Here is a 20,407-nt window from a genome sequence, read left to right as displayed (position 1 = left end):
AGATGGCGTGAATATGCTAAAAAAAGAGATGAGGGGGGAGCGATGCTGAAAACAACATTGAAAAACGCTTACGACCGTTTCTATTTCTCGCGCCTGCGCAATACCCTGACCTTGCGTCGCAGCCTGGTGTTCGGACTGACTTGCCTGGCCGTGGCCCTGGCAGACGACTGGTGGCCGGGACTGGACCATGAATTGTTTGCCCCCTGGGTGGATCGCCTGCTGGTGTTCCTGGGACTGTGCCTGATCCTGAGCCTGATCCCCGACCTGATCGGTTTTCGCAAATCCATGCTCAACCTCATTCCCTGCGGACAGAACCGCTGGGAGATCCGTCTGGCGCTGATCCCCTTTCTGCAGGCCCGGCGCATGGCCAAACTGGACACCAACTATCTGGAACTCGAAGTCTTCACCATCCTGCGCTATGCCTATGCCCAGCACCTGACCGGTACGGTCAGCATGGCCAGCCACCTGTTTTCCAACCGTGAGCGCCGGGCCGGACGGGCCGAGGACATCCAGGCCTACTTTGTCGGCTGGCAGGCCAACGAGCAGGAAAACCTCAGCCAGCTTGGTCAGTGGCATGCCTGGCTGATCAACCGCCTGATCATGGCGCGCAACCGCGATGATGGCAAAGACCGCCACCTGATCAGCCCTGGCCCCATCCACGGCATCGTCATTCACTGTCAGGCGGAGACTTTCCGGTGAGCCGTTTGCGCCTGATGCTTACCGCGCTGTTGCTGGGCTGCGCCCTCGGGCTCAGCCACGCGGAAACCATCCAGATCTCCACCGGCGAATTCCCGCCCTGGGCAGGAGAAAAGCTGCCCAATGGCGGCTTCATCAACCGGGTGGTACAAGAAGCATTCCGCCGCCAGGGTGTGCAAACCGAGCTGCGCTACATGCCCTGGGCCCGTGCCATGGCCAGCCTGCAGCACGGCAACGTCATCGCCAGCTCGTTCTGGGCCCACGATGCCAAACGTGACCAGCGCCTGCTGCAAAGCGCGCCGCTGACCAATAACCCCTGGCTGCTGTTTCACCGCAGCGAACTGACGCTGGGCAAGTGGCGCACACTGAGCGATCTGGCGAAATACCGCTTTGCGGTGATTCGCGGCTACACCTATACCACCGAATTCTGGGACTTGATCCGTCGCGGCGTCCTCAAGGCAGACATCGTCCAGGATGACGCCACCGCACTGCATGAGCTACAGGCCGGTCTGGTGGACATTGTCCCGATGGACCCGGTCAACCTGGCTTACCTGAGCAGCCAGCCCCTGCCCGGCATCAATCCCAACATCCGGCTGGAGGGGGACCCGGCTCCCTTTGCCAGCCTGCCCGCCTACCTGCTGATCCGCGACACACCACTGGGGCGCCAGCTGCTGCAGCGCTTCAACCAGGGACTGGCCAGCATGCAGGCTGACGGCACGCTGGACACCTATCGGCGCGAGCTGATGGACAGCCTGCAGGCCGTCCATCGCAACGATCAGATCTCGCAGTGATCCGGGCCACAAACCGGGCCGCTTCCCTTGGCCCCGGCAGGCATCGCACCCTGCTGCGACTGCAGCCAGGTTCGCCAGGCCGCCACCTGTCCCAGCCAGTCACCCAAATCAATCAGCGACCACTGGTCATCCTGTTCCAGCAGCAAGGTCGGAAACCCGCGCCCGCCCGAACGAGCCAGCAGTTGGCGACTGGCGGCCAGATGTCCGCTCACATCCACCGTCGCCTGGGCTGCGTCGAAGGCCGGGACATCCAGACCGATCTCCTGCGCCAGCACACTCAGGACAGGCAGGTCGGCAATCCGCTGACCTTCGACGTAATGCGCCCGCTGCAAACGGGCCAGCATGTCCAGCCCGCGCCCGGCGACCTGCTCGGCCGCCAGGATCGCGGCAATCGGCGGCGTCGAATCAAACCAGGCAGTCTCATCCGTCAGCAGACCATCAAAATAGGCATCGCCAAACGGCTGTCCACTGATGGCGGCAATGCGCCGGTCATGCCCCATGACATACTGACGCAACTGCGGTGTGACGGGCTGGCGGTTTTCATCCGACATCATGCCGCCGGCGTGCGCCTCGACCGGCAGGATCTCCCGTGCCGCGGCGATCAGCGGTGCCGCGGCATAGCACCAGCCGCACAAAGGATCATAGATATAGTGCAGTTTCATGCTGTCCCCTCGCTTACCACTTCATTTCGCCCTTGGCGACACGGGCACTGATTTCCAGCGAAGCGGGCTCACCCGCCTGCGGATACAGCTGGCGCATGGCCGCGATCAAAGCGTCGCCACTGGCGGCCCTGACCGTCTGGGCATCGAAAGCACGGATATAACCAGCGGTATAGGCCGGCGCATCCCTATCGGCCACAGCGCCCGGCAGCGTATGCCCCGGCACCACGACCGCCGGCTTGAGGGCGCGAATCTGGTCCAGCGTGGCCAGCCAGTCGGCATGCGATTGCGGCGTCTGGGTATCTGCCATCCAGACATGCTGGTTATTGAACAACACCACGCCACCCACCACGGCCTTCAGCGACGGAATCCAGACATAGCTGCGCGACAAGTCGCCCTTCAGCCCCTGCACTTCCAGCGTCTTGCCTTCCAGCATCAGCCGGGTGCCCGCCAGCACACTGGGCGTCAGCGTGACTTTCGGCGCGTCTGCGCCCAGCTTCGGCCCCCAGAAGGCCAGTTTGCCGGCCGCCGTTTCACGAATATGCGCCACCGTCGCCGCCGTCGCCACGATCCGGGCATCCGGGAAGGCGGCATGCAGGGTTTCCAGACCGAAATAGTAATCCGGGTCGCCATGGCTGATGTAAATGGTCGTCAGATGCTTGCCGCTGGCACGCACCAGCTGCACCAGCTGCGCTGCCTGCGACTTGCCGAACTGGGCATCGATCAACACCGCATCGCGCTCACCGCTGACCAGCACCGAAGACACCGGGAAAAAGGCCTTCTCGCCCGGGTTGTAGACCTGCAGATGCAGTGTCGGGGCCGCAGAAGCACCCACCGACAGCCCCAGGGCCAGCGAAGCAGACAAAACAGAACCAACAGCAAAACGTCGCAACATGATGATCTCCAGTCAAACGATCCGTATGGATCAAACAGGACTGCAGAATAGTTGCAAATAACAGCGCAAAAAAGCCTATAATCCGACACAGTTTATTGCAAAAAACGGTCAAATCATGGACAGACTGACCGCCATGCGGGTCTTCGTCACCGTCGTCGACAGCGGCAGCCAGTCCGCCGCCGCCGAACAGCTTGATCTTTCACGCCCTGTTGTCTCGCGCTATCTGGCCGAACTGGAACAATGGGCGGGCGCCCGCCTGCTGCACCGGACGACCCGGCGACTGAGCCTGACCCCTGCCGGCGAACAGACCCTGCCGCGCTGCCGGCAAATGCTGGACATGGCCAGCGAGCTGCAACACAACCTGCGCGCGCCGGACGACGCCCCGCGCGGCCTGGTGCGCGTCACCTGCAGCACCTCCTTCGGTCAGGCCCAGCTGGCAGCCGCCCTCGGCGCCTTTGTCAGTCATCACCCTGCCGTCACGGTCGACATGCAACTGCTCGACCGCACCGTCAACCTGGTAGAAGAACGTATCGACCTGGCCATCCGCATCACCAACGAGCTCGACCCCAACCTGATTGCCCGGCAGATCAGCCTGTGCCGCTCCATCCTGTGCGCCTCTCCCGACTACCTGCAGCGCCATGCGCCGCCGCGCCGACCGGAAGAACTCGCACAGCACAACTGTTTGACCCACGTGTATGCCGGCAAGAGCCTGTGGCATTTCGAGCAGGCGGACGGCCCCCTCTCCGTCGCCGTCAGCGGCAACCTGAGCGCCAACGAAGTGACCTCACTGATGGCCGCCGCCCTGGCTGGCGTCGGCATCGCCCAACTACCGACCTACCTGGCGGCCGGCGAGCTGCGCGCCGGGCGTCTGTTACCCGTACTGGCCAACTTCCGGCCACGCGATATGCGCATTTATGCCGTTTATGCCTCACGCAGACAGATGTCGAGTGCCCTGCGGGCACTGGTGGACTTTCTGGCAGAATATTTTGGCGAGGAACCAGCCTGGGACCAGTAGCGCCTCTTCTGACGGGAGCAAGGCAGCAATGGCTTGCCGCCAGGAGCGACATACGGTAAAAAAACCCATGCCCGGACGGGCGGATTCAGACAAACAAGGAACAAACATGTATTACGAAACGGTCATTGACGATGGGCAGATCAACCCGGCATCGCCGCTGCACGGCGTCACCCTGGCCTGCTACATACTTTTCGGACTGGGCCTGTTCGTCCCGCTGTGCACCCTGATCGGGCTGATCGTCGCCCTGATCAAGCGGCGAGAGGCTGACGGCACCGCGTATGCCAGCCATTTCACCTGGCTGATCCGCACCTTCTGGATCACCCTGGCCTTCGGCCTGCTGGGCATGCTGACCGCCCTCATCGGCATCGGCTTCCTGCTGCTGGGCGCCCTGTGGATCTGGCACATCTACCGTGTCATCGCCGGCTTTCTCAAATTCAACGACCGGCTAGCCATCGAGCGCCCAACCCGCTGGTTCTAAACGCTGCGACTCAAAAGCCGAGGTCATCGAGAAACTTGTCGACCTCGGCCTGCGACCCCAGCGCATGGTCGCCCTGCAGATCCGACTGCATGGCCGGCCCGTTCAGCAGACTGTCCGTCTTCTTCTTGTGACCACTGCCCGGCTGAGTGCGCTGCAACAGCGTCAGCAACTCGGCTTCCATCTTGCCGGCCACCTCCACCACCCGCTTGATCACCTGCCCGGTCAGATCCTGAAACTCCTGCGCCATGACGATTTCCATCAGCCGCGCCTTGTGCGCCTCGCCCTCACTGACGCTCTGCTGCAGAAAATCACGCGTACGCTGCATGGCGGCACGATAAGCCGCTGAATCGCGCCGTTGCCCGGCCACCTGATCCCACTGCGCCAGCAAAGCCTGCGCCTCGGACTGACTCTGTTCCAGCGCCGGTGTCATGGCATCCACGGCATTCAACACCCGGGATACCGCCTGCTCGGTCATGGTCAGCACATAGGCCAGCCGCTCGCGGGCATCCGGAATCGAATCCACCGCACGCGCCAGCTCACTGTCCACCCCGACGTCCTGCAAGGTCTTGTGCAAGGTGCGCGCCATCTGCCCCAGTTGCTGAAAGACTTCCTGCCTTTGCTCTTTCTGAGTACTCATTCACGCCCTCATGACCAGGTTAGGATATTTATTACATTACATTATAAATCGATAATCTATAAGCACCGCCCTTGCGCCAGGGCAAATCCGCCTCAACAAAGATCAATTCACACCACAGTGAACTATTTTGCAGTGCCGCAATCATAGTTACTTCATACGATTAATTTAGGCTAGACGTTTAACACAAATGCCGCGACCACAGGCCGCGCCCGCGCAAAGGAGCGATCGATGCAAAAGAATACTGCCCTGCTGACCCTGTTTCGTCCGCCACGCCGCAAGCCGAAAAAAGCCCGACTGGTGGTCCTGAGCGACGCCCGCCCGGCAGCCCTGATCCCTGGCTGACAAGACAAGCTGACAAGGCAGGCCGACCGGGCAACGCCGTGGCCTGCCTTGTTTTTTTGACGCAGTGCACAAAAAGGTTTGTCAGACCGCACAGAAGGTTTTATGCTGACCTGACCCTTTCGCGCGAGCAGGTCATGAACTTCAGTATCCGCTTTACCGGTCAGCAAGATCCCGGCGCCTGGCTGTGGCACAGCCGGCTCGGGCTGGCCTGCGAAGGTGGCGGTCAGCGCGGCATTTTCACCGCCGGCATTCTCGACACCTTCCTCGAGCACGACTTCTTTCCCTTTCGTACCCTGGTCGGCACCTCGGCCGGCGCCCAGAACCTCGCCGCCTATGCCGCCGGCACCCGCGGCTACGCCCGGCACATCATCCTGCGCTACAGCAGTCACAAGGCCTTCTTCGACCCGCTGCGCTTCGCCCGCGGCGGCCACCTGATCGATCTGGACTGGCTGTTCGACACCACGGCGCAGGAGTTCCCGCTCGACGCCGAACGCGCAGCACGCCGGCTGCGTGGCCGCGAACTGCATATGGTGGCCTGTCGCAGCGACACCCTGGCCGCCAACTACCTGCCCTTCGACCAGACGCACTGGGCCAGCACCATCAAGGCCTCCAGTGCCATTCCCCTGTTCTACCGCGGTGGCGTGACACTGGGTGAAGCCAACTACTGGGATGGCGGCGTCAGTGAACCGCTGCCGGTATGCGCCGCCCATCAACTCGGTGCCGATTGCATCGTGGTCGTGCGCACCCTGCCGGCCAGCTATGCCGTCAAACCGCTCAAACTGCCGCCACGCCTGCTTCATGGTGGCCGCCTGAGCAATATGGCCGCCATTTTGCAAAGCCATCTGGATGGCTACCTGCTGGCGCATGACTTCATCCGCCGCCCCCCTCAGGGCGTCAAAATCATCGAACTGGCCCCGCGCACCCCGCTGAAAAGCCAGTTGCTGGGCAGCAAGCCGGAGGCACTGCGCCACGACTATCGGCTCGGTCAGGCCTGTGCGCTGCAGTTTCTCGAACAACACGCCTGGCGCTTGCGTCGCCATCAGGCAGCCAGCCCCGCCTGAGACGCCGGGGCACCCCCGGAAATCTCCTTACGAAGGCTTATTTCCTCCGACACCCTGCCCCCGCGGGCCAGCGAGATCAAGACAATAAGACGCTTTGATCCCGCCACGCCCGCACCATGCACTTACCCAGACCGACCCCGGCAAAGGAGCAACCGTGAGCCGCGACCACAAACGCGCGCCCACCAGCACACCCGTGCGCCCGGTGCCGCCCTGGCGCAGCCTGCTGCTGTGGCTGCTGCTGGCGCTGGCGTTCTGCAGCCTGATCGGCCGCGCCCTCTACCTGCAATGGCGCCAACAACCCTTCCTGCAGCAACAGGGCGAGGCACGTTATCGGCGCACTCTGCAGCTGCCGGCACATCGCGGCATCATCACCGACCGCCGCGGCGAGCCGCTGGCCATCAGCACACCGGTCCAGACCATCTGGGCCAGCCCTTCCGACATGGCACCGGTCGAACCGGAAAAATTACGCACCCTGGCGAGGCTGTTGAACCTTCCCTTACAGGATCTGTCAGCCAGACTTTCTGATCGGCAACGCGACTTCGTCTACCTGCGCCGGCAAATCGACCCCGAACTGGCAGAACGCATCATGGCCCTCCACATTCCCGGCATCGCTGCCCAGCGCGAGTTCAAACGCTACTACCCGACCGGCGAGGTCGCCGCCCAGCTGATCGGCTTCACCGGCATCGACGGCCAGGGACAGGAAGGCATCGAACTGGCCATGAACGACAAACTGGCCGGTGCCGCCGGACAGCAGGTGGTACTGAAAGACCGCCGCGGCAGCATCATTGCCAGCCTGGGCAGACCACAGCCGGCCCGCGACGGGCAGAAAATCGAACTGGCCATCGACAACCGCATCCAGTACCTCGCCTTTCGCGCCATCCGCCAGGCCGTCACACAACACAAAGCCCGCAGCGGCAGCGTTCTGGTGCTCGACGCCCGTAGCGGCGAGCTGCTGGCGGCGGCCGGCTACCCCTCGTTCAACCCCAACAACCATGCCGGCGTCCCCCCCGAACCGCGACGGCTGCGTGGCGTCGTGGACCAGTTCGAAAGCGGCTCGGTGATGAAACCCTTTGCCATCGCGCTGGCCCTGGAGGATCGGATCGCCACCCTGAGCACCGTGCTGGACACCCATCCTTACTACATCGGGGCCAGCCAGGTGCGCGACGTCAGCCCGCAGCCCAGGCTCGACATCGCCGGCATCATGCACAGATCCTCCAATGTCGGTACCAGCAAGCTGGCGCTGCAAATTAGTCCGCAACGTTTCTGGCGCTTCTATCGCTCACTTGGCTTTGGCCAGCCGGCCGGCAGCGGCTTCCCCGGCGAGACCAGCGGCAAGCTGCGCCCCTGGGAACGCTGGCACCCGATCGACCAGGCCACCATGTCCTTCGGCTATGGCGTCTCGGTCAACTTGCTGCAACTGGCCCGCGCCTACACCGCCCTGACCAGCGACGGGGTGCTGCTGCCGGTCTCGCTCTACAAGCTGAGCACCCCGCTACCCGGACGGCAGGTACTGAGCAGCGGCAGCGCACAGGCCGTACACAAACTATTGCAAAGCAATGCGCGCGAACACCCGGCTGGCCGCGTGCCGGGCTACAGCAGCGGCTTCAAGAGCGGCACCGCACGCAAGCTGGAGAACGGCCGCTATGTCGCCAATCGCCACCGTGCGATGTTCGTCGGCTTTGCCCCGGGGCCGGCACCGCACATCATCATCGCCGTCACCCTGGATGAGCCCGGGGCCGGCCGGTACTACGGCGGGGAAGTCGCCGCGCCGGTGTTTGCCGACGTGGCGCGCGGTGCGCTGCACATTCTCGGCATCGCACCGGATCAGCCGGACGACGCCACACCACAGGAACACCTCACCCCATGAAATACGATCACGACGAAGACCGCCGCTTCCGCCTGCGCCTGCTGATTGCCGGCTCACTGGTATTGCTGGGCTTCCTGCTGCTGCTCGGCCGCCTTGCCTGTCTGCAACTGGTGCGCTACCAGCACTTCGCCACCCGGGCCGACAGCAATCGCATTGCCCTGCTGCCGGTCGAGCCGGCGCGCGGTCGCATCCTCGACCGCCACGGTGCGGTGCTGGCGCACAATCTGGCCAGCCACACCCTGCACATCAAGCCTGCCGAGGCAGGCGACATTGATGCCCTGCTGGTCGAGCTGCGTCGCTGGATCCGCCTGTCTGCACGCGAAGAGCGGCAATTTCGCCAGCGACTGCAACAGGAGCGCGCGGCCGACAGTGTGGTGATCAAGGAAAAACTGAGTGATGAAGAAGCTGCCCGGCTGGCGGCCAATGCCTGGCAACTGCCGGCCATCGACATTCGTGCCAGCTTCTTCCGCGACTACCCCTACGGTGCGCTGACCAGTCATGTGCTGGGCTATGTCGGCCGGATCAGCCCCGACGACCGCAAACGGCTGACAGAAGCAGAGGATGAGGCTCGCTACCGCGGTGCCCAGTCCATGGGCAAGATCGGTCTGGAAAAAGTCTATGAAGACAGGCTGCGCGGCCAGATCGGCAGCCAGCAGGTGGAGACCGACTCACGCGGCCGCTTCGTGCGCAGCCTGCGCCAGACCCCGGCCGAGCCCGGCCGTGACCTGCACCTGACGCTCGACATCCGCCTGCAGCAACGCGCAGAACAGTTATTCGGCGAGCGGCGTGGCGCGCTGGTCGCCATTGACCCGCAAAACGGCGAAGTCCTGGCCATGCTGTCCAAACCGGGCTTCGACCCGGCACTGTTTGTCGACGGCATCGACCAGGACAACTGGCAGGCACTCAACGAAGACTGGCAGCGCCCGCTGTTCAATCGTGCGCTGCGCGGCACCTACCCGCCGGGCTCAACCTTCAAACCTTTCATGGCCATGGCGGCGCTGGAAACCGGCGCCATCGCCATGGACGACATCCGCCCGGCACCGGGTTACTTCACCTTGCCCGGCTCCAGCCACCAGTTCCGCGACAGCCGCAAGCAGGGTAACGGCATGGTCAACCTGCAGCGTGCCATCGCCGTTTCCAGCGACACCTTCTTCTACAAGCTGGCCTGGGAAATGGGCATCGAACGCATCCACCCGGTGGTCGGCAGCTTCGGGCTGGGCAGCCAGACCGGCATCGACCTCGACGGCGAGGCCAGCGGCACCCTGCCGAGCAAAGCCTGGAAGGCCCGCCGCTTTGCCCGCGCCCAGCCCGCCGCACAACGCTGGCTGCCTGCCGATGTGGTCAGCATCGGCATCGGTCAGGGCTTCAATGCCTACTCGCCCCTGCAAATGGCGCATGCCACCGCCATCCTCGCCAGCGATGGCCTGATCCATCCGCCACATCTGGTGCGGGCCATCACCCCGGGCGGCAAACCGGCCGACAAGGACACCACCCTGCCGCGCGCCGACGCGACACGCCTGCCCTATGCCGCCGAACATTTTGCCTACGTCAAGCAGGGCATGCAGGGTGCCATGGCCTATGGGACCAGTGCCCGTCTGGGCCGCGACCTGGCCTACAGCATGGCCGGCAAAACCGGCACCGCTCAGGTGGTCCAGATCCGCCAGGGCGAAAAATACAATGCGGCCGCACTGCCGGAACAACATCGCGACCACAGCTGGTTCATCGCCTTTGCGCCGGTGGAAAAACCACGCATCGCCGTCGCCATCATTGTCGAAAACGCCGGTTTTGGCGCGGCCAGTGCCGCGCCGATTGCCCGGGCACTGTTCGACAGCTACTTGCTGCAAAGCAGCAACAATAATGACATTCAACTATCCAGCGCCCGGCAAACACCGATAAATAATGAATTTTCAGCAAAAAATAAGGGTTAATAATGAAAATGGCATTGCTGCAAGCACCGCGCCACGGTAGCTTGAAGTCAACCGGCACCACAGAGGTCCGGTCATCAGCCAAAAACCAATCCAAAGGAGAATCATCATGATGCGACTGTTGAGCGCCATTCGTTTTGCTTGGCAACAATTCCACCGTGAAGGTCGCCGCTGTGTGCGATAAATCCGGTAAATCCGACAAACCGAGGTCCCCCTCGTAAAACGGGCGATGCCAACCGGCTCGCCCGTTTTCATTGATCCCTTCCTGCCCTGCCGATTCAGCCGTACACCCGCCCCGCGCAGCAACTATGCTTCAGCTATCACCCATACGGAAAACCCATCATGAATGAATCGAGCCTGCTCGCTGCTGCGACCATTGTCGCCTCCTGGAAAGACCCGGAAGACGGCATCAACAACATCCCGGTGATTGCCCGGCGCGTGGTCGATCTGGCAGAACAGATCGAGCGCGAGCTCAACAAGCGTCGCACGGTCAAAACGCCCGACCCCTTGCCGGCCGAATAAGTGCCGCCTGCCTGCCCGCCCAGGCGCGCCCAGCAATAAACAACGCCCTGCCATGTCTCCATGGCAGGGCGTCATGACATCCAGCTCGCTCAGCGATCAGCGCTGGCCTTCTTCCGCCTGCTCGCCCCAGACGGCGCGAATATCGGCGGCGCGCACGCAACTGCGGTCGCGATAGCTGGTATGCAACAGATGATGCGCCTTCTCCGAATGCGGCGCCTCGAGGAAGTCGGCATACAGCTTCTGCACCTGCTGATTGTTGTGTGACTGGCGCGCCTTGGTATGGCGGTCAATGTCATACAGCGTCGCCCGGCGCTTGAGCGCATGCGGCAGATAGGCCTTCTTGGAGCGCAGCGTACCACCACCGTCCACGCAGCCCCCCGGGCAAGCCATGATCTCGATGAAATCAAAGTCGACCGAGCCGGCACGAATGGCTTCCACCACCTCGCGCGCGCCCTTCAGGCCATGACACATCGCCACCTTGATCTCGCCGAAATCCCCGCCCAGATTGACATGCGCAGTACGCACACTCTCGAAGCCGCGCAACTGGCCAATTTCGATGTGCTCCAGCTCCTTGCCGTTCACCACGAAATACATGGTGCGCAAGGCCGCTTCCATCACCCCGCCGGTCGTACCGAAAATCGCCCCGGCACCGGAGTACTCGCTCATATAGGGGTCATCAAAGGCCGACGGCGTCATGTGCTTGAGGTCGATCCCCTCGCGACGCAGCAGATGGGCGAACTCGCGGATGGTCAGCACCACATCGACATCCGGCTGACCATTCTTGACATGCTCCGGCCGGCGCGCCTCCTCCTTCTTGGCGGTACACGGCATGATGGAAATCACCCGCATGCGCGCCGGATCGATCTGGCGCTTCTCGGCCAGATAGGTCTTGGCGATCACCCCCAGCGTCTGCTGCGGCGAGCGGGTTGACGACAGCATCGGCCGCATGTCCGGATAGTGCTTCTCGATAAAGGTAATCCAGGCCGGACAACAGGACGTGAAGGTCGGGCCCTTCTTCTGGCTCAGACGACCGAGCAGTTCGGTACCTTCCTCCATGATCACCACATCAGCAGCAAAGTTGGTATCGAGAATGATGTCGGCGCCCAGCTTGCGCAGCGCGGCGATAATCTGCCCCTCGACATTGTGGCCGGGCGGCAGACCGAACTCTTCACCGAAGCCGACACGGATGGCCGGCGCCATCTGGAACACCGTGGTAATGCCCGGATCGGCCAGATAATCCAGCACTTCCTGCGTCTGATCCCGCTCGGACAGCGCCCCGGTCGGGCACACCATCACGCACTGACCGCAAGTCACACAGGGCGAGGGCTCGACCGAACCACCCTTGAGACGGATGCCGGCGGTACTGCCCCAGCCGGCCAGCTCCAGCGAGTCGATGTTCTGCACATTGCGGCAGACAGCCACGCAACGCTGACAGCGGATGCAGCGGCTGCGGTCATAGATGATCGCCTGGCCCTCATCCATCGGTTCGTCGTTTTCCCAGCCCTGGGTGTAATGGAAATCGACCGTGGTCAGGCCAACCGAATTGGCCACGCTGAGCAACTCGCAATTGCCGTTGCGCTTGCAGGTCGAACAGGACTGATGGTGATCAGCCATGGTCATTTCCACCTGCACCCGGCGCATGTCCTGCACCTTGGCCGTGCGGGTCTGCACCTGCCAGCCTTCCTGCAGCGGAGTGTCACAGGCGGTCAGAAAGCGTGGCTCGGCACTCTGGCCATCATTCACTTCCACCAGACACACCCGGCAGGTGCCCGGCGCGTGGTCGATATCGTTCAGTTCGCACAGGGTGGGAATGAAAATATCGTGCTCGCGCGCCACTTGCAGAATGGTCTGCCCGGCCTTGAAGTCGTACGCTTGTCCATTAATCAATGCTTGCATGGCGGCCTCCTCACTGTCCTGCCCGGGCCGAGGCCAGCGGGCGAGCGGTCGAGAGCGAATAAACCCGGTAGCAACGCAGGCAGCGCTTGGCTTCTTCGTACGCCGCCTCCTTGCTCAGACAGCCATCCACTTCCTTGAAATTGCGCACCCGCACTTCGGCGGCCTGCTCCGGTACATGTGCCCGTTCACGCGGTATCGGTGCCACATCCACGCCCTCACCGCTCAGCAGCTTGTTGGCGGCCAGCAGTTGCTGCATGCGCGCCGCCGGCTTGATGGTGATGCTGCCAGTCAACAGATATTCGCGAATGCTGGCGGCCGCACGATCGCCGTGATCCAGCGCGTTGACCAGGGTCAACGGCCCGAGCACGCAGTCGCCGCCGGCAAACACGCCCTTGCGGGAGGTTTCCAGCGTATCCGGATTGACGGTGATGCAGTGCCACTTGTCGAGCGTGATGCCGTCTTCCGGACGCAGCACACTCTTGTCGACCTGCTGGCCAATCGCGGCAATCACCAGATCGCAATGCATGATGTGCTCGCTGCCCGGCACCGGCTCGACACTGCGACGACCACGGGCATCCAGCTCGGTCTGACGCATGGTCACCAGCTCGACCCCGGTGACACGGCCATCCTGAACCACCAGCGAGGACGGGTTCTGCAGGCAATGGAAATGAATGGCCTCGTGACCGCTGGCGACGATTTCTTCGCGATCGGCCGGCATGTCATCCACGGTGCGGCGATAGACCAGATGCACCGAGCGAGCACCCATGCGTTTGGCCGAACGCACACAGTCCATGGCCACGTTGCCGCCACCGACCACCACCACATCACCAGTCACTTCGTAAGGCAGGCCAAACTCGACGTATTTGTGCACCTTGAGCAGGAAGTCGACCCCGGACTCATAACCTTCCAGCGTCGGATCTTCGTTCTTGACCCCCAGCAGCGTGCCCTGGCTGGCACCATAACCGAGGAATACGGCCTGATAGCCCTGAGCGGTCAGATCGTCCAGCGTGAAATCCCGTCCCAGCGCCTTGTCGAAGAAGAAACGGCCGCCGAGATGGCGAATCAGGGTTTCGGTTTCAGCCTTGAGCACATCCTTGGGCAGGCGATAGCTCGGAATCCCGACCGAGGCCATGCCGCCTGCAGACTTCTGCGCATCGTAGAGATCGACCTGGAAGCCATCGAGCAGCAGCTTGTAGGCACAGGTGATGCCGGCCGGACCAGCGCCAATGACCGCCACGCGCTGTTCACGCTTCAGCGTCGGCACCGGAATGTCCAGCGCCTTGCCGCCGGACAACGCCACATCGGCCGCATAACGCTTGAGCATGCGAATGCCGACCGGACCGTCTACCGCCTTGCGGCGACAGGCGTCTTCGCAGAAACGCACACAAACGCGTCCGCAGGTGGCCGCCATGGAATATTTTTCCAGCACCACGCCCAGGGCGTAGTCGAATTTGCCACCCTTGACGCCATCGATGTACTTCGGCACATCCACCTTGGACGGGCAGACCTCGATACAGGGCGCGGTGGTATAGCTGAAGCTGCCCGGGGTCTGGGCACACTGCGCCACAGTCAGCGGACGGAATTCGTCGCGGAATTCGCGCAGCGCCTGCCACAGCGCCTTGGCACAGGTCTGGCCCATGCCGCACAGCGAGGTCTCGGTGACTTGCTGTGCCAGCAGTTCGATCTCTGCCAGCACCTCGCCACGGGTTTCGTCATAGGCAAACTGGTGCAGCAGATCGCGCAGGCGCTGAGTGCCGACACGGCACGGTGTGCAGCGGCCACAGGACTCCTGCGCGGCACGGGTCATGTGCTGCAGGAACATCTGCGCCAGATTGGCCTTGCCATCAAACACCAGGAAACCGCGATCAGCGATGAAACCGCTGGTGGGATTGTCGGGGATCAGCGTTTCCAGACCTTTCACCACCGTCACCGGATCCTTCGGTGCCTTGCGGCGGTAGTCATAACGCTTGCCGTCCCATATCCCGTATACCGGATAAGTCATGGAAAACCCTTTCGGGAAAAAGAAACCTGCCCGCCACACTGCGACTCCCTGTGCCGCGTGTCGCTGCGCCGGTATGGCGCCGTCGCACGCATCATAGGACAGCGGCAAGTCGCATTGTTTGATATGCCACAAGGGTTGTGAGGTGTAGTGAGACAGCTACAGCAAGGCTTGATCTGACGCAGTGAGCCTGGTCGATATGACCATGGCTTGACCCGCCGGCCCACCGTGATCAGAAAACCCTTTCCATATGACAACTTTTGCTTTAATTTCCCGCTCCATCACCCTTAGCCCCTTTTGCCATGCGTCATTTCCTGCACCCAGCACTGAGTTTTGACAACAGCCAGCCTGCCAACTGGCGACGCGCCATGCGCGGCGCCATTGCCATTGGTCTGCCGCTGTTCATCGCCCTGTGGCGCGGCGAGTTCATGCCGGCGGTGTATGGCGGTGTGGCGGGCCTATATTCGATGTTTGTCGATAACGGCGGCCAGACCAGCGAACGCATCGTCGCCATCGTCTACATGACCGTCGGCATGCTGTTGTGCGGCATTGCCGGCTATGTCGGACGCTGGGTGCCGGGCGCCCCGCTGGCCTTTCTGCTGGCCTTCTCGCTGCTGGCCGGCTGGCTACAGGGCACCGGCACCTCGGTGGAGCTGATGAGCAAGTACTGGCTGATTGCCTTTTTATTCGGCAACAGTGACCCGCGCTTGTCGCCGCTGGCAGGCAGCTACCTGCTGCTGGGCGGCCTTACCGGCATTCTGTCGGTGCTGCTGGACCGGCTGCTGAGCGGCAAACCGGAAAAACAATTCGGCCCGATGCTGTTCGAGGCCATGAACCGGCTACTGCGCCGCCGGCACAGCAATGGCGACTTCACCTTCTATTTCGCCAGCAAGATTCTGGCCGGCTATGCCATCGCCTATGGCCTGGACCTGACCCGTGCCTACTGGGTGCCGCTGACCATCGCCATCGTCACCGTCTACGACCCGCAGCACAGCCTGGCCAAGCTGGTACAACGTCTGGCTGGCTCCCTGATCGGCGCCCTGATCGGCTGGGCCATCCTGACCTGGTGCCACAACGAAGCCTGGCTGGCCGTGCTGTCCATGCTGCTGGGCGCCGCCACCGCCCTGCTGCTCAATCGCAGCTACTGGCTGGCCGTCGTACCGATCACCGCCCTGGTGATGGTGCTGCTGGACTTCGGCTACCCGCAGGCCTCCACCCTGCTGGCCATTGCCCGCATGGAAAACACCGTGGTCGGCTGCGCCGTCGCCGGGCTGGGCGCAGTGATCTACCTGAAAATCCGCCCCTGGCTGCCGCGCGAACGCCGCAAAGCCTGACCATCCACAGCCAGACAAAGGGGTCAGGTCTTGTTTTTTGCGCCCGGGTGCAAAAAACAAGACCTGACCCCTTTGTTTAAGACCTGACCCCTCTGTTTAGCCTGCCCATGCCCATAGCCAACACCAATTAATAGCATAAATATAATCAAGTGGATTGATTGATAGCTTCTCCATATCATGCATAGCAACACGACGGCACAAGCCGAGATTGCTCAAACCCCTGATAGGAGAAACACCATGTCGACTTCCCTGATCAACACCGAAATCAAGCCGTTCAAGGCCACCGCATTCCACAACGGCAACTTCGTGCCGGTATCCGACGCCGACCTGAAGGGCAAGTGGTCTGTGGTCTTCTTCTACCCGGCCGACTTCACCTTCGTCTGCCCGACCGAACTGGGCGACCTGGCCGACAACTACGCCGAATTCAAGAAACTGGGCGTGGAAATCTACTCGGTCTCGACCGACACCCACTTCACCCACAAGGCCTGGCATGACAGCTCGGACACCATCCGCAAGATCAGCTACCCGATGGTGGGTGACCCGACCGGCGTCCTGTCGCGCAACTTCGGCGTGATGATTGAAGAAGAAGGCATGGCCGAACGCGGCACCTTCGTGATCGACCCGGAAGGCAAGATCCAGATCATCGAAATCAACGCCGGCGGTATCGGCCGCGATGCCAGCGAACTGCTGCGCAAGGTCAAGGCTGCCCAGTACGTCGCCAGCCACCCGGGCGAAGTATGCCCGGCCAAGTGGAAAGAAGGCGAAGCCACCCTGGCCCCGTCGCTGGACCTGGTCGGCAAGATCTAACGCCCCCGGGGTGTCGGCCAGCCCGACACCCCTGCTGCCCCGCTGGCAGCAGCAAGGGACCGCCCTTGCCCGTGCCAACGGCCACCCTCATGCATTCAGGAGAACACCATGCTGGAACAAAACATCAAGACTCAACTGCAAAGCTACCTGACCCGCCTGCAACAGCCGATCGAGCTGGTGGCTTCGCTGGACGACAGCACCAAGGCGCAGGAGATGTACGGGCTGCTGCAGGAAATTGCCAGCCTGTCCACGCTGATTCAACTGCGCAGCGACGGCCAGCAGGCGCGGCGCCCGTCCTTCAGCGTAGGCCGACCCGGCGAAGACGGTCGCATCCACTTTGCCGGCATTCCGCTCGGCCATGAATTCACCTCGCTGGTACTGGCCCTGCTGCAAACCGGCGGCCATCCGGCCAAGGTCGAAGCCGAGCTGCTGGCACAAATCCGCCAGCTGAATGGCCCGCTTCATTTTGAAGTCTTCATCTCGCTCAGTTGCCACAACTGCCCGGACGTGGTGCAGGCACTGAACCTGATGGCCCTGACCAACCCGGCCATCAGCAGCGTGATGATCGATGGTGCGCTATTCCAGCAGGAAGTCGAGCAACGCCAGATCATGGGCGTGCCCTCGGTCTACCTGAATGGTGAGCTGTTCGGCAGCGGCCGCATGAGTCTGGAAGAGATTCTGGCCAAGGTCGACCGCGAGGCCAGCGCGGAACGCGCCCTGGCCAAGCTGCAAGACACCGCCCCCTTTGAGGTGCTGGTAGTGGGCGGCGGCCCGGCCGGCTCGGCGGCGGCAATCTACGCCGCACGCAAGGGCATTCGCACCGGGGTGGTGGCCGAACGCTTTGGCGGTCAGGTGCTGGACACCCTGGCCATCGAGAACTTCATTTCAGTCAGCCAGACCGAGGGCCCCAAGCTGGGCATGGCGCTGGAACAGCATGTCAAAGACTACGAGGTCGAGATTCTCAACCTGCAGCGCGCCAGCAAGCTGGTGCCGGCGCAGGACGGCCAGCTGGCCGAAGTGCATCTGGAAAACGGCGCGGTGCTGAAGAGTAAGAGTGTGATTCTGGCCACCGGGGCGCGCTGGCGTGAAATGAACGTGCCAGGCGAACAGCATTACCGCAACAAGGGCGTGGCCTTCTGCCCGCATTGCGACGGCCCGCTGTTCAAGGGCAAGCGTGTAGCGGTGATTGGCGGCGGCAACTCGGGCGTGGAAGCCGCCATCGACCTGGCCGGTATTGTGAGCCATGTCACCCTGCTGGAGTTTGCCGACACCCTGCGTGCCGATGCGGTGCTGCAGGCCAAGCTCAACAGCCTGGGTAATGTCACGGTCATCAAGAGCGCACAGACCCGCGAAGTATTGGGCGATGGTCAGAAAGTGACCGGACTGGTGTACCGCGACCGCGTCACGGAGCAGGATCACACGGTCGAGCTGGAAGGGATTTTTGTGCAGATCGGCCTACTGCCGAACACCGACTGGCTCAAGGGCAGCATCGAACTGAGCCCGCGCGGCGAGATTGTGGTGGACGAACGCGGCCAGACCTCGGCCCCCGGCATCTTTGCCGCCGGCGACGCCACCACCGTGCCGTTCAAGCAGATCATCATCGCCATGGGCGAAGGCGCCAAAGCCAGCCTGGCCGCCTTTGACTACCTGATTCGTCAGCAAACCCGCTGATGTACTGCCTTGGCCACCCTTCGGGGTGGCTTTTTTTGATGGGGCAAACGCTCCTCTTTGCGCCCCCTTTCAGCGCAAAAACCGCTGGCATTGCGCACGAACACCATCTCGAACCGGCAACCAGACAGACAGCGGAAAATCAGCCGGCAATTCGGCCTCCACGGTCTTCAGCACCGCTTCGGCGCTGGCGACCATGTCCTGCATGGCCAGATAGGCCTGCGGCAAGTGACAACTGTCTGCCAATGCCTGCCAGCGACGCGGAATCATTTCGCGCAGCAGGTAATGGGTATTTGCACCACGGATGGCCATGGCCAGCCGTGCTTTTTGCCATGGCACTTGATTTGCCGCCGCACCAATAATCGGCCACGCAGAGAGAATGTCATAGAGCGGCGTCATGCGATACCGGCCACCCGGCAAATGAAAGATCGAGTAATTTTTGGCATGACCATCGGTCGCAGCCAACAGCCAGAAGGCAAACTGCACGCACAGGAAGCGAATCTGGTCCTGCATGGCATGCTCGCTTCCTGACAACAAGGACAAACAGGCACGCATCCCCGGTCCGCCATCGCTTTCATATTTCTCATGGCTGGCCAGGCCGGCTGCCTGACAAAAATCTTCCTGAGGCAAACGCATGATCCAGCGCCGGTCTTCTGACCAGCGACGGTCAAAGCGCTCCACCACCAACACTTTTTTGGCACCAAAGGTCGCCATCCCGGTTTCGGCGACCGGGAAGCCCCAGGCCTTCATGAGGCGAGCACACAGCCATTCGTTCTCCACTGAGGTGGACAAGTCTGCCTGGCGGTTTCCGACCAACCCCAGGGGCAATTTCAGGATATGCGTGGTAGGGGTGCTGCCGGTCGGTTCATACCATTGCCCGTCCATGCACAACAGTGCTGATTTCTCCTGGGCCCCGGCAATGGATATACGGAATTCATCACGTGCCTCTCCATCCTGGCCCAGGACGGCGTCCGACGTGACCGAGCCCAGCAAAGACTCAATCTGTAACTCGGTCAACGGCCGGGCCTGGATGGCATGAACCGCTTGCGGACTCATGCCGGGGGGCAGCAGTTGGACAGCCCCCACACAATCGCGACCGATCTCGGTCAGCAAGGCGGCGGTGGATGTCGTGGTCAGGCGGAATCGCTTGCGAATGCGCTCGCGGATGCGCTGACTGTCCGGCAGTAGATTATCGAAGTAATTCAGCACCCTTTCGCCCCGTACCACACGCTCGGCGGTGATCGGCAGGGACAAGGACAGAGGGCGACAGGCTGGCTCGGCCAGCCATTCCGGGGTGTATTCAAAGACATGATCAGCGCCCTGGCGCCCCCAACGCCAATGCCCGACAAGAAGCCCATTCATCCAGACCGCCAGGGCATGCTGTGCCATTACCAGTCCACTCCCGCCGAGGTCGGGCGAGTCTCATCCGCCTCCTGAGGCCGCAGTTCCAGCCGGGTTTGCAGCACGGACAAAATCGCCATCAGCTGCTCGACGCTGATCAGCGCCGGGTTCTTTTCAATTGCCGCCATGCGACTCTGCCCCACCCCCAGCCGCGCAGCCAGTTGCGCCTGGGTCATCTTGCGATGTTTGCGCAGCGCCTTGATGTGGTCGGACAGTTGCGACGGATTTTGCACCGGGTAACTCATGCATATCACTCCAGAATGATATCTACACAATATCACCCTGAAGCGATAATTTCAAACAAAAAAATCACATAGGCGTGATAGTAGGACAATATCACTCTCAAGCAATAATCAGAGAGGAATGGTCAGATGGATTGGTGGCACGGTAGCCAAGTGCCCCATGCACCATCAA

At 62.2% G+C, this 20,407-nt stretch carries 18 protein-coding genes; 11 read left to right on the top strand and 7 right to left on the bottom strand.

Annotation, left to right across the window (positions count from 1 at the left end; genetic code table 11):
• Window positions 1–42 precede the first annotated feature (42 nt).
• Both JNO51_RS07745 and JNO51_RS07740 read left to right on the top strand, forming a co-directional pair.
• Entirely contained in the window at window positions 43–699 is a 657-nt protein-coding gene (locus tag JNO51_RS07745) for a hypothetical protein (protein ID WP_215782439.1), read from the top strand.
• A complete protein-coding gene (locus JNO51_RS07740) occupies window positions 696–1,487 on the top strand; it encodes an ABC transporter substrate-binding protein (RefSeq protein WP_215782438.1) in 792 nt (263 codons plus the stop codon). The genes JNO51_RS07745 and JNO51_RS07740 overlap by 4 nt, the downstream gene beginning before the upstream one ends.
• On the opposite strand, the gene JNO51_RS07735 is transcribed toward JNO51_RS07740, so the two are convergent.
• Window positions 1,472–2,149 (bottom strand): DsbA family protein, encoded by a 678-nt coding sequence (locus JNO51_RS07735; protein ID WP_215782437.1) that lies wholly within the window; start codon window positions 2,147–2,149, stop codon window positions 1,472–1,474. The two genes, JNO51_RS07740 and JNO51_RS07735, sit on opposite strands and share 16 nt — an antisense overlap.
• Before the next feature lie 13 nt (window positions 2,150–2,162).
• Window positions 2,163–3,041 carry an MBL fold metallo-hydrolase gene (locus tag JNO51_RS07730; RefSeq protein WP_215782436.1) on the bottom strand — a complete coding sequence of 293 codons (879 nt, stop codon included), beginning with the start codon at window positions 3,039–3,041 and terminating at the stop codon, window positions 2,163–2,165.
• 115 nt (window positions 3,042–3,156) lie between these two features.
• Here JNO51_RS07730 and JNO51_RS07725 point away from each other — a divergent pair, with 115 nt between their 5' ends.
• Together JNO51_RS07725 and JNO51_RS07720 are read left to right on the top strand one after the other, a co-directional pair.
• On the top strand, window positions 3,157–4,056 hold the full coding sequence (locus tag JNO51_RS07725) for a LysR family transcriptional regulator (protein WP_215782435.1): 900 nt from the start codon (window positions 3,157–3,159) through the stop codon (window positions 4,054–4,056).
• A gap of 106 nt (window positions 4,057–4,162) precedes the next feature.
• The gene (locus JNO51_RS07720) at window positions 4,163–4,534 is read left to right on the top strand and encodes a hypothetical protein (protein WP_215782434.1); all 372 of its coding nucleotides are present in this window, start codon (window positions 4,163–4,165) and stop codon (window positions 4,532–4,534) included.
• Between the two features lie 10 nt (window positions 4,535–4,544).
• Here the strand turns inward: JNO51_RS07720 and JNO51_RS07715 are convergent, their stop codons facing one another.
• Window positions 4,545–5,171 (bottom strand): protein phosphatase CheZ, encoded by a 627-nt coding sequence (locus JNO51_RS07715; RefSeq protein ID WP_215782433.1) that lies wholly within the window; start codon window positions 5,169–5,171, stop codon window positions 4,545–4,547.
• Between the two features lie 476 nt (window positions 5,172–5,647).
• On the opposite strand from JNO51_RS07715, the gene JNO51_RS07710 reads away from it, so the two are divergent.
• From JNO51_RS07710 to JNO51_RS07695, 4 genes are all read left to right on the top strand, one after another.
• Window positions 5,648–6,574, top strand: coding sequence for a patatin family protein (locus JNO51_RS07710; protein ID WP_215782432.1), 927 nt, complete (start codon window positions 5,648–5,650; stop codon window positions 6,572–6,574).
• Window positions 6,575–6,728: 154 nt separating this feature from the next.
• The gene (locus JNO51_RS07705) at window positions 6,729–8,441 is read left to right on the top strand and encodes a penicillin-binding protein 2 (RefSeq protein WP_215782431.1); all 1,713 of its coding nucleotides are present in this window, start codon (window positions 6,729–6,731) and stop codon (window positions 8,439–8,441) included.
• On the top strand, window positions 8,438–10,369 hold the full coding sequence (mrdA, locus tag JNO51_RS07700; RefSeq protein ID WP_215782430.1) for a penicillin-binding protein 2: 1,932 nt from the start codon (window positions 8,438–8,440) through the stop codon (window positions 10,367–10,369). The genes JNO51_RS07705 and mrdA overlap by 4 nt, the downstream gene beginning before the upstream one ends.
• A 339-nt stretch (window positions 10,370–10,708) precedes the next feature.
• Complete coding sequence (locus JNO51_RS07695) at window positions 10,709–10,888, top strand: hypothetical protein (RefSeq protein ID WP_215782429.1); 180 nt, start codon at window positions 10,709–10,711, stop codon at window positions 10,886–10,888.
• A 96-nt stretch (window positions 10,889–10,984) separates the two neighbouring features.
• Here JNO51_RS07695 and JNO51_RS07690 read toward each other — a convergent pair whose 3' ends face one another.
• Both JNO51_RS07690 and JNO51_RS07685 read right to left on the bottom strand, forming a co-directional pair.
• Complete coding sequence (locus tag JNO51_RS07690) at window positions 10,985–12,784, bottom strand: [FeFe] hydrogenase, group A (protein WP_215782428.1); 1,800 nt, start codon at window positions 12,782–12,784, stop codon at window positions 10,985–10,987.
• A 10-nt stretch (window positions 12,785–12,794) separates the two neighbouring features.
• Window positions 12,795–14,786, bottom strand: coding sequence for an FAD-dependent oxidoreductase (locus JNO51_RS07685; RefSeq protein WP_215782427.1), 1,992 nt, complete (start codon window positions 14,784–14,786; stop codon window positions 12,795–12,797).
• Window positions 14,787–15,085: 299 nt separating this feature from the next.
• Here JNO51_RS07685 and JNO51_RS07680 point away from each other — a divergent pair, with 299 nt between their 5' ends.
• The 3 genes from JNO51_RS07680 (at window position 15,086) to ahpF (ending at window position 18,595) form a co-directional block, all read left to right on the top strand.
• Window positions 15,086–16,117: an FUSC family protein gene (locus JNO51_RS07680; RefSeq protein WP_215782426.1), complete on the top strand. Its 1,032-nt coding sequence runs from the start codon at window positions 15,086–15,088 to the stop codon at window positions 16,115–16,117.
• A gap of 237 nt (window positions 16,118–16,354) precedes the next feature.
• Window positions 16,355–16,924 (top strand): alkyl hydroperoxide reductase subunit C, encoded by a 570-nt coding sequence (gene ahpC / locus JNO51_RS07675; protein WP_215782425.1) that lies wholly within the window; start codon window positions 16,355–16,357, stop codon window positions 16,922–16,924.
• A 108-nt stretch (window positions 16,925–17,032) separates the two neighbouring features.
• A complete protein-coding gene (gene ahpF, locus JNO51_RS07670; RefSeq protein WP_215782424.1) occupies window positions 17,033–18,595 on the top strand; it encodes an alkyl hydroperoxide reductase subunit F in 1,563 nt (520 codons plus the stop codon).
• Window positions 18,596–18,664: 69 nt separating this feature from the next.
• On the opposite strand, the gene JNO51_RS07665 is transcribed toward ahpF, so the two are convergent.
• Together JNO51_RS07665 and JNO51_RS07660 are read right to left on the bottom strand one after the other, a co-directional pair.
• Window positions 18,665–19,981, bottom strand: coding sequence for a type II toxin-antitoxin system HipA family toxin (locus JNO51_RS07665; RefSeq protein ID WP_215782423.1), 1,317 nt, complete (start codon window positions 19,979–19,981; stop codon window positions 18,665–18,667).
• Complete coding sequence (locus tag JNO51_RS07660) at window positions 19,981–20,238, bottom strand: helix-turn-helix transcriptional regulator (RefSeq protein ID WP_215782422.1); 258 nt, start codon at window positions 20,236–20,238, stop codon at window positions 19,981–19,983. The genes JNO51_RS07665 and JNO51_RS07660 overlap by 1 nt, the downstream gene beginning before the upstream one ends.
• Window positions 20,239–20,407 lie beyond the last annotated feature (169 nt).

This window comes from Paludibacterium sp. B53371, from assembly GCF_018802765.1.
GTDB lineage: Bacteria > Pseudomonadota > Gammaproteobacteria > Burkholderiales > Chromobacteriaceae > Paludibacterium.
Note: the sequence above shows the minus strand (reverse complement) of the source record. Positions and strands in the feature narration are given on the sequence as shown.